This window comes from Coprobacter sp., assembly GCF_982436375.1.
The window spans coordinates 1-10,021 of the sequence record NZ_CEWDCG010000111.1 but is presented as its reverse complement, the minus strand read 5'-3'; the positions used below and the strand labels follow the sequence as shown (position 1 = coordinate 10,021).

Genomic DNA, 10,021 nt, shown 5'->3' with positions numbered 1-10,021 from the left:
CTCTAAAACTCATACTCTGTAACCGTGCCTTTATTTTGTTGTGAAAAAAGTTTCCTTGTGTCTTGAACAAAACGGGCTAAAGGAATCGACAAAGATGATGGTATTGAATCGCCTTTGGCCAGCCAACGAGCAGCCGGAAGTACGGTAAAACCTTGTTCCGAAACATGTACAGGTCGCTGAGTAAATATCAGGGCATAACGAGGATTTTCGATACGTATATCCGACGAATCCTTTACAACATCAACTTTGAAAACAATACTTCCCATTGTTGTTCGGGTTTTCATATTAGAAATAAAATTACCTAAAGAATATGCGACTACAGACTTAATTCTACCTATAGAATCCAAACGAGCTTCAATCGGTTGTACTACGTGAGGATGCGCTCCCACTATAAGATGTACTCCGGCATCGACCAATGTATCCGCTAATTTTTTTTGTGAAACATTCGGTAGAGTTCGATACTCGTCCCCCCAATGAGGACACACAATAATCACATCAGCTCCGTTCTTCTTTGCAGTTTCTACATCTCGTAATATATTCTCGAGTTGTATATAATTAACGATATAAGGAGGACGCACTTGTATTCCATTCGTACCATAAGTATAATTCAAAAAGGCCAATCGTATTCCGTTTTTTCGTAAAAGCAAAGGATGTAAACGTTTACGTTCATTCTCAGAACAATACGTTCCTGCACGAAAAACCTCTAAAGAATCCAATTGCCGTATAGTACGCTCCAGTCCCTTTTCCCGACGATCAAGACAATGATTGTTTGCCGTTAAAAACAGATCGAATCCGGCCTTTTTGAGAGCCTGAGCAAAAGCATCCGGAGCACAAAACTGAGGATAACCGGAATACGGAAATCCGCCTAAAGGAGCTTCCAAATTAACAACAGCCAATCCTGCAGATTGTATTTCATTCTTGATTTGTACGAAACACGAATCATAATTATACCCCGATGGAGTCCGGGCATCCTCTATTTGTGCCAGATGTTGCATCGCATCTCCTGCAAACAAAAGCGTAATACGTTGTTGAGCTTGTATATATACTGAAACTAAAAAGAAAAGGGACAGGAGATAAAATCGTGTTTTCATAAATTAGAATTTATACGGTTATAAAAATAAACTATCCTGCTTTAATTTCAAAATATTAAAACAGGATAGTTTATTCTCTTTTTTAATTCGTCAATCTTTATAGATTGCTTTCTTTCCTGCCAACAGTGTATTACGCATTAAAGAAACGATTGTCATAGGACCGACACCTCCGGGAACAGGAGTGATATATGCACACTTCGGAGCAACCTCATCAAACTTCACATCACCGGTCAACTTAAATCCCGATTTTGTTTTATCCGAAGGAACTCTCGTCGTACCGACATCTATAACGGTAACTCCTTCTTTTACCATATCCCCTTTCAAAAATTCAGGAACTCCCAATGCTGCAATAATGATGTCTGCCTGCAAACACATTTCCTTGAGATTTTCAGAGTAACTATGACATACGGTAACTGTCGCATTTCCCGGATTTGACTTTTGCATCATCAACGTCGCAACCGGTTTCCCAACGATATTACTACGCCCCAATACGACACAATGTTTCCCTTTCGTATCAATGTCATAACGCTTCAACAGTTCCATTATACCTGCCGGAGTCGCCGAAACGAAACAAGGCAGTCCGATAGACATACGTCCGACATTGATCGGGTGAAATCCGTCCACATCTTTCCGATAATCAATTGCCTCAATCACCTTTTGTTCCGAAATATGCTTAGGTAAAGGAAGTTGTACGATAAATCCGTCTATATCTTCATCTTTATTCAATCTATCTACCTCTCTAAGCAACTCTTCCTCTGTTACATCACTCTCAAAACGAATTAATGTAGATTTGAATCCGCATTGTTCGCATGCTTTTACTTTATGGGCGACATAAGTTTCACTTCCTCCATCATGCCCCACTAATACAGCTGCTAAATGGGGAATTTTCCCTCCTGCTGCTTTAATTAGCTCAACTTCCTGAGCAATTTCCTGTTTTACCTGATCGGCAATAGCTTTCCCGTCGATTAATTGCATATTATTTAATTTTCAATTTTTTAGATCAATCAAAACAAATATAATGGACTCTATTCATATTACAAAATAAAGAAAGGAGAAAGTAAAAAACTCTCTCCTCTCCTATATCAAAATTCATATCAGCGTTTCATTCTGGGCATCATTTTTCCCATTTTTCCACCCGCTACCATTTTCATCATTTTCCGTGTCTGGTCAAATTGTTTTATCAGCCGATTTACTTCCTGTATTGATGTTCCGCTACCTTTTGCAATTCTTTGACGACGGCTGCCGTTCAACAATTCAGGATTACTCCTTTCTTTCGGAGTCATCGAATAAATAATGGCTTCGACGCTTTTAAATGCGTTGTCATCAATATCTATATCTTTAATCGCTTTACCGACACCCGGTATCATCGAAGCAAGGTCCTTCAGATTACCCATCTTCTTGATCTGCTGTATCTGGCTGATAAAATCGTTAAAATCAAACTGGTTTTTCGCAATTTTCTTTTGTAATCGCTTCGCTTCCTCTTCATCGTATTGTTCTTGAGCTCGTTCCACTAAAGAAACAATATCACCCATTCCGAGAATACGGTCTGCCATACGTGCCGGATGGAAAACATCGAGAGCATCCATCTTCTCGCCTGTTCCCACAAATTTTATCGGTTTGTTGACAACCGTCCGAATCGATAACGCCGCACCACCACGAGTATCTCCATCTAATTTGGTAAGAACAACACCGGTAAAATCAAGACGATCATTAAACTCTTTCGCTGTATTAACAGCATCCTGCCCTGTCATAGAATCGACAACGAACAGTATTTCATTCGGGTTTATGGCATCTTTGATTGCTTTTATCTCACGCATCATCTCTTCATCTACAGCGAGACGTCCAGCCGTATCGACAATGACCAAATCCTGTCCGTCCTGACGAGCTTGTTTAATGGCATTCTGTGCAATCTGAACGGGGTTTTTACAATCCGGTTCGCTATAAACCGGAATGCCAATCTGTTCACCCAACACTTTCAACTGTTCGATTGCAGCAGGACGATAAACATCACAAGCCACCAATAAAGGCTTCTTTCCGCGTTTTCCCTTAAGCAGTTGAGCTAACTTACCGGAAAAGGTCGTTTTACCCGAACCTTGCAGACCTGACATCAATATCACTGCCGGAGATCCGGTAATATTGACGTCGACAGAATCTCCCCCCATTAACAAAGCCAACTCATCATGAACGATCTTAACCATTAACTGGCTCGGCTTCACAGCCGTAAGGACATCCATTCCTAAGGCTTTAGCCTTAACAGTATCGGTAAATTGCTTAGCAACTTTATAGTTAACATCGGCATCGAGCAAAGCTTTCCGCACATCTTTCAAAGTTTCGGCAACATTAATTTCCGTAATTTTGCCCTCACCTTTCAATATTTTAAATGACCGCTCAAGTCTGTCACTAAGATTCTCAAACATGGTAATATTTCTGTTTTAATTTCTGAAAGTGCAAAAATACAAAAAAGGTTGGGATTATCTATGAGCCTGTTTAAATTTTCCCGATGAAGAGATTATATCAAATCATCTTCGCATTTTTTTCGGGCTGTTCTCATTTGTCAGATAACTCGCATCCTCTTTTAAAAACAAAACAATACCCTCTCAAACCCAACATCAACAAAATTGAAACAGGTTCTATATCTTCTTATTCCACCAATCGGCTTTTTTCAAATATATGAACGAAAACAACAACAAAACTCCCCAATAAACATACTCTACGATCCAACACGATGCAATATTAGGTCGCAAACGGAATATCAGAAAATAAATGGCCAAAGTATAAGCAACAGCCGTAACCAATTCTGCCAACAACGCAGAACGTGTATTTCCCGTCCCCGACATCGTATTGAACCAAACACTTCCCGGCACGGCAATAAAATAATATCCCAACATCACATACAGTGCAGGAATGCAATCTTGAAGTAAAGATGCAGAATCGGTATATATCCTCAAAACAGGTGCAGGTATCAAATAGACCAACGCCATCATCGGAATAACAATCATATAACAAAGACCTATTATCCGACGGCTTATAGGCATAACCTCCTCCAATTTTCCCGCACCGATTGCATTGCTCACCAACGAACTTGCAGTCACAGCAAATGCATTTACAGGCATAAAGAACAACGTCGATATACTACGAACGATATTCGATATAGCCAAAGGTCTTTCTCCCAAATGTTCTATAGAAATAAAGAAAAAGAACCATGTGATAATAGGCAGAAAAGACTGCAACATAGTCCATACCGAGATATTCAATATACGGGCAATTACTTTAACATCGACGTGTATCGTCTCAAAAAAAGCATATTTATGAATATCTGCTTTGCAAATTGTATAAATAATAAAGAAAAATAACGAAAGTGCTTCAGCAAGTACAGAGCCTAAAGCTGCCCCGGCTATTCCCATTTGAGGACACCCCCACTTCCCGAATATAAACATATAATTGAATACAATATTTGCAATAGCCATTACCAATGCGTTCACCGTCAATATCTTAGTCCGAGTTATTCCGACATAAAACGCACGAAACATGACAGCAACAAAAGAAAAGAATAACCCATATATCCGATAATCGAGATATTGCATGGTCGCACTGAAAACTACCTCTGAGGAAATGATACTCCGCATTAGATGAGGAGCATAAAAATGAGAAATACCGAACAACACAAATGCGAGAATAACCAAAAACAAGCTTCCCTGCACAACTATCGTTCCGATACTTTCATAACGTTTCTCTCCGTTACGTCTGCCGATAAGAATTTGAGAACCGATACTGAACCCGAATCCTATCATATAGATAGCCATATAGAAAACACCGGCCAAAGCCGAAGCTCCCAATTCGACTTCTCCGACATGCCCTAAATATGCCGTATCAGTAATGTTAATCAAATTCTGAACAACGAGACTGATCAATATGGGATAAGATATTTTCCATATCTCTTTTTTTGTATACATAATTTACAATATTGTCTAAGTGAAAGAAAACCCATCGAAATGACGGGTTTTCTTAATTTATCTCTATCGGAAATGTCAAGTCACAAATTCCGAATTTTCTTATTTTCAATATTAAATCAGCTTATTTGTCTTTGTATCGGGAAATATTACAGCAGGAGTAAAGTGTTTAGCTTCTTCAAAATCCATCATCGCATAAGCCATGATAATCACGACATCTCCCGGCTGCACTTTACGGGCTGCAGCTCCATTCAAACAGATAACTCCTGAACCACGTTCCCCTTTAATAACATAAGTAGAAAAACGTTCACCATTATTATTGTTTACGATATACACTTTCTCGTTAGCAATAATATTAGCAGCATCCATCAAATCCTCATCAATCGTAATACTACCGATATAATTCAAATCGGCTTGCGTGACCGTAACCCTGTGTATTTTCGATTTTACTACCTCTACCAGCATTTCTTTTTGTTTTAAATTCAGGCTTTCCATTAACGGCGATAAGCGATATTATCGATCAGTCTCACCTCCCCGCAATATACCGTAATACATCCTACAATATAATCCGAATCTGACCAATCATTTACCGAGAGCAATGTATTCCCATTTACGATTTCAAAATATTCCACATCTAGATCCGGCACAGAATTCAATGTATTCACGACATAGTCTATCGTTTCAGCAACCGAATGTTGTTCGGCAAAGGTACGACTTTTAAACAAAGTCTGAGATATGCTCACCGCATTTTTTCTCTGTTCGGGGGTCAAACGTAAATTACGGCTGCTCAATGCCATACCATCATCTTCTCTCACAATCGGACATGCGACAATCTCCACAGGATAATTCAATAATTTTACCATTGAACGTATGACAGCAATCTGTTGAAAATCTTTTTCACCGAAATATGCCCGATCGGGCTGTACGGCATCGAACAGGTTACTTACAATTTGAGCGACTCCGTTGAAATGTCCCGGACGATATTTGCCTTCCATAACCTCCGCTACAGCTCCCAAGTTAAAAACCCGAGTATCCTCAACAGGATACATCTCTTCAACCTCTGGAGCAAATGCTATCGCACAACCTGCAGATTCTAACAACTTACAATCAGCATCCAAAGTACGGGGATAATGCAATAAATCGTTTTTATCATTAAACTGAGTAGGATTTACAAATACACTAACCACACAAATACTGTTTTCCGCGACACAACGTTTCACCAATTCAAGGTGTCCGTTATGCAATGCTCCCATAGTCGGGACAAGCCCTACAGTACCGCCATTGGTACGTATTTCAGCTATTTTCTTCTGTAAATCAGCTATTTTAGTAACAACTTCCATTACCATAATTTTAAAAATCGGTGCAAAAGAAGTAAATAAAACCCACATCCCGAAGTATTCTGACAAGAAAATTAAAAAAACATACTATCAAGATACCGAAGAAGCATACTTTTCCAATAAAAGCTTAGCCTAATTTTCAGATAAAGTGATTTAATTATACGGGCTCTAACAAAACTTATTTTATCTGCATTTTTACCCGATATAAACGGAAAGCTTGTTAATACTTCTAATATTTGGAGATTCAAGATGATTTTTTTATTATATTTGCAGAATAATATTGAGACAAGAGAAATTTATAAAATGAAAGCCACTAAGGTATTATTTATTGCACAAGAGATAACTCCTTATTTGCCTGAATCGGAAATAGCGAACGTTTGTCGCTATCTCCCTCAGGGAGTTCAGGAAAGAGGTCGTGAAATAAGAACATTCATGCCCAAATACGGGAATATCAACGAACGGAGAAACCAATTACACGAAGTGATAAGACTTTCGGGAATGAATCTCATTATCGATGACACAGACCATCCCTTGATCATAAAGGTCGCATCTATTCAGACAGCCCGCATGCAAGTATATTTTATAGATAATGAAGATTACTTTCAACGAAAATTCACTACCGAAGACGAAAACGGAAATAGTTTTGACGATAACGATGAACGAAGCATTTTCTTTGTGAGAGGTGTAATGGAAACTGTCAAAAAGCTTCGTTGGGTACCGGACATCATTCATTGTCACGGATGGATGACAGCATTAGCTCCTCTTTATATTAAAAAAGCCTATGCCGAAGACCCGTGTTTCAGAGATACCAAAGTTATCTACTCTTCTTATAATAATAGTTTCAACTCTCCTTTCCCGGCATCTTTCTCCGACAAACTTCTATTGGAAGGCATACGGAAAGAAGACTTGAATTTTACTGATAAACCGATAGATTTCTCTGAACTCACTAAATTGGCCATACGTTTTTCGGACGGAGTCATTCAGGCAAGCGAAACAATGCAGCCGGACATTCTCGAATATACTAAAAATGCCGGCATTCCGTTTTTACCTTATCAAGATCCGGAGAACTATATCGATGCATACAACGAATTTTATGACGTTGTATGGGAAAACGCTCATAAATAATAAACCAGTATGAAGTTAAATTGGTTATTACCATTTGTCCTGATCGCCTTAACGATCTCTTGTAATGACGACATCAACAAAATAGGGACATCGATCGACGATACACTTATTTCTATTAAAGTAGATAACTCTTTAGCATATACAACTGCCGATTCGGTATATTCCATTCCTGCCGGTCCTGTCACGAATCGTACCATTATTCAAATGCTCGGAGCTGTCGATATGGTAGATTACGGATCTATACGTGCAGATTTTCTTACTCAGATGAGACCGATAGCCAAATTCGATTCCAGACTGGTTACAGAAGATATGCTGGATTCTTTGGTTCTCGAACTCGGATTTCTGCCCAGCAGCTTTTTAGGAGATTCTCTGACCCCGATGCAAGTAAGTGTATATCCGCTTAATAAAGTGCTTGAGAAACCGATATACAGCAATCTTGATCCCACAGATTATTTCTCACCTGAAGAAATACTCGGACAGCAAATTTATACAACTTCTCGGCAAAGTTATCCTGATTCGTTAATCAATAGCGATGGTTCACGAATCATCAAAATCAAGTTAGCACGTCCCGGACACACATCCAAAGAATTGGCACAAGAATTTTTCAAACTATATAATGACAAAGGCGGCATATTAACAGAAAGCGATATAGCAGACTTCTTCCCAGGTGTTTATGTAACAAATACTTACGGAAAAGGCGTATTGATCAATATTCTTTCTTCAGTAATTAAAATATACCACGATACGTATGTATATAACGACCAAGGCGGTGGTGGTCTGGAAGAAAATGAAGATATAACAAATGACGACGGAACTCACCCCCTTGTAGTAAACAAAGCGACAACTTCTGTTTTGGTTTCAAGCAATGAAGTTCCGACAATCAACCATATCATATCGACAAACGCATCTTATATAGAAAATGCCATTGCCGATGACCGTGCAATTATAAAATCTCCTGACGGTTACGATGCCCATATAACTTTCCCGGTTACGGACATTATAAAAAAATACCGGGAAGTAGTACCGGAAGAAGCTGAAAATACAGGAGCTGTATCTGGATTGATAAACGCAATAAACTTTTCAATTCCCATTAAGAAATCAGCAAACGATATTTTCTCAAACTACGGGCTTACCCCTCCTCCCTATCTATTGCTGATGCGCGCCGGAGGAAAAGTTGCCGACAGTAATGGAGATATTGTAGAAATGGACAAGAATCAGTTCTTCCTCGATCGCAAATTAACCGATGGGTTGAATTACTTCTACGCATCTTATAATTCAACGACAAATACCTACGATTTCGGAAACATACGAGGATTTATTACCAATATCATACAAAAGAATCCCAATGGAGGAAGCATAGAAAACGGTTATCCCATCGACTCCGATCTCATTCTTGTCCCAGTTATGCTTTCTACAACGACCAGTGATTATTACGGAACAATAATCAATGCAATAACTCCTTATATCTCAGCTCCGACATTTGTCGAACTTGATACGAAAAATATAAAAATTGAGATGGTTTACAGTACAAAAACATATTGATATATAGGAATATATAATTTTAGCACCTAAAAAAGAAAAAAATTGGTGCATCAAAAAGTAGTATTTTAGAAAAAAAGCACTACCTTTGCACCGTTTTCGCCGCAATAGCTCAGTCGGTAGAGCGTTTCACTCGTAATGAAAAGGTCGCCGGTTCGATTCCGGCTTGCGGCTCAAAAACAAAACCGGATTCGGCAATGAAACGGCCGCGTGGCTCAACTGAATAGAGCATCTGACTACGGATCAGAAGGTTACAGGTTTGAATCCTGTCGCGGTCACATATTTATAAAACGGCTCCGTGGCTCAACTGAATAGAGCATCTGACTACGGATCAGAAGGTTACAGGTTTGAATCCTGTCGGAGTCACTTTTACAGTTCTCATATTTATGAAGAACTGTTTTTTATATATTAACAACCGAATATGATGGCCATACGTCTGGCAAAAGAAAATGATATAGAAGAAATCATGGGATTAATTACCAGGACGATAATATCCGGACAATCATCTTCTGGTTGGAACGAAACTTACCCCACCAAAGAAATTTTTGTTAAAGATATAGATAATCAGTATCTATATCTTTATGAAGACAACCATATTGTCATCGGCATCATATCTCTTGTTCCCGGACCAGATCCCGACTACCAAAGTATTATATGGAAAAATTCCGGAACATCACCCTTAGTATTACATCGACTATGTGTTGATCCTCATCGACAAAGAGAGGGCATCGGAAGCCGATTAATGAATTTTGCAGAAACATTTGGCCATGAACAAGGATACACATCGTTACAACTGGATACCCGCATCAGCAACCATACAGCAGCAAACCTTTATGAACAATTAGGATATACAAAAACCGGAACGATAACAAGAAATCGAGGGAATTTTATATGCTATGAAAAAAAACTCTGATAAAACAAGTGCGATTCTCTATATAAAATAATATCGACTTTTGGAATATATCAATCTATTTTCAAT

General features: G+C 38.8%; 9 protein-coding genes and 3 tRNA genes. 6 read left to right on the top strand and 6 right to left on the bottom strand.

The window, feature by feature from the left end; all coding sequences use genetic code 11:
• Nucleotides 1-2: 2 nt before the first annotated feature.
• The 6 genes from AC1WHX_RS07590 to panC form a co-directional block, all read right to left on the bottom strand.
• Nucleotides 3-1,091 (bottom strand): CapA family protein, encoded by a 1,089-nt coding sequence (locus AC1WHX_RS07590; RefSeq protein WP_122337425.1) that lies wholly within the window; start codon nucleotides 1,089-1,091, stop codon nucleotides 3-5.
• A 90-nt stretch (nucleotides 1,092-1,181) separates the two neighbouring features.
• On the bottom strand, nucleotides 1,182-2,066 hold the full coding sequence (gene folD / locus AC1WHX_RS07585; protein WP_022390962.1) for a bifunctional methylenetetrahydrofolate dehydrogenase/methenyltetrahydrofolate cyclohydrolase FolD: 885 nt from the start codon (nucleotides 2,064-2,066) through the stop codon (nucleotides 1,182-1,184).
• A 119-nt stretch (nucleotides 2,067-2,185) separates the two neighbouring features.
• Nucleotides 2,186-3,508, bottom strand: coding sequence for a signal recognition particle protein (ffh, locus tag AC1WHX_RS07580; protein ID WP_009316655.1), 1,323 nt, complete (start codon nucleotides 3,506-3,508; stop codon nucleotides 2,186-2,188).
• A gap of 213 nt (nucleotides 3,509-3,721) precedes the next feature.
• Nucleotides 3,722-5,044 carry an MATE family efflux transporter gene (locus tag AC1WHX_RS07575; protein WP_302544842.1) on the bottom strand — a complete coding sequence of 441 codons (1,323 nt, stop codon included), beginning with the start codon at nucleotides 5,042-5,044 and terminating at the stop codon, nucleotides 3,722-3,724.
• Between the two features lie 111 nt (nucleotides 5,045-5,155).
• Nucleotides 5,156-5,506: an aspartate 1-decarboxylase gene (panD, locus tag AC1WHX_RS07570; protein WP_031258929.1), complete on the bottom strand. Its 351-nt coding sequence runs from the start codon at nucleotides 5,504-5,506 to the stop codon at nucleotides 5,156-5,158.
• A 29-nt stretch (nucleotides 5,507-5,535) separates the two neighbouring features.
• Nucleotides 5,536-6,381: a pantoate--beta-alanine ligase gene (gene panC / locus AC1WHX_RS07565; RefSeq protein WP_302544845.1), complete on the bottom strand. Its 846-nt coding sequence runs from the start codon at nucleotides 6,379-6,381 to the stop codon at nucleotides 5,536-5,538.
• A gap of 300 nt (nucleotides 6,382-6,681) precedes the next feature.
• On the opposite strand from panC, the gene AC1WHX_RS07560 reads away from it, so the two are divergent.
• The 6 genes from AC1WHX_RS07560 (at nucleotide 6,682) to AC1WHX_RS07535 (ending at nucleotide 9,955) form a co-directional block, all read left to right on the top strand.
• A complete protein-coding gene (locus tag AC1WHX_RS07560; protein WP_270214558.1) occupies nucleotides 6,682-7,503 on the top strand; it encodes a glycogen/starch synthase in 822 nt (273 codons plus the stop codon).
• 9 nt (nucleotides 7,504-7,512) lie between these two features.
• A complete protein-coding gene (locus tag AC1WHX_RS07555) occupies nucleotides 7,513-9,045 on the top strand; it encodes a DUF4270 family protein (RefSeq protein WP_022602874.1) in 1,533 nt (510 codons plus the stop codon).
• A gap of 98 nt (nucleotides 9,046-9,143) precedes the next feature.
• Nucleotides 9,144-9,216: transfer RNA gene (locus AC1WHX_RS07550), tRNA-Thr, on the top strand.
• Between the two features lie 30 nt (nucleotides 9,217-9,246).
• A tRNA-Arg gene (locus tag AC1WHX_RS07545) sits at nucleotides 9,247-9,320 on the top strand.
• 14 nt (nucleotides 9,321-9,334) lie between these two features.
• Nucleotides 9,335-9,408: transfer RNA gene (locus tag AC1WHX_RS07540), tRNA-Arg, on the top strand.
• A gap of 55 nt (nucleotides 9,409-9,463) precedes the next feature.
• Entirely contained in the window at nucleotides 9,464-9,955 is a 492-nt protein-coding gene (locus AC1WHX_RS07535; protein WP_303116701.1) for a GNAT family N-acetyltransferase, read from the top strand.
• Nucleotides 9,956-10,021 lie beyond the last annotated feature (66 nt).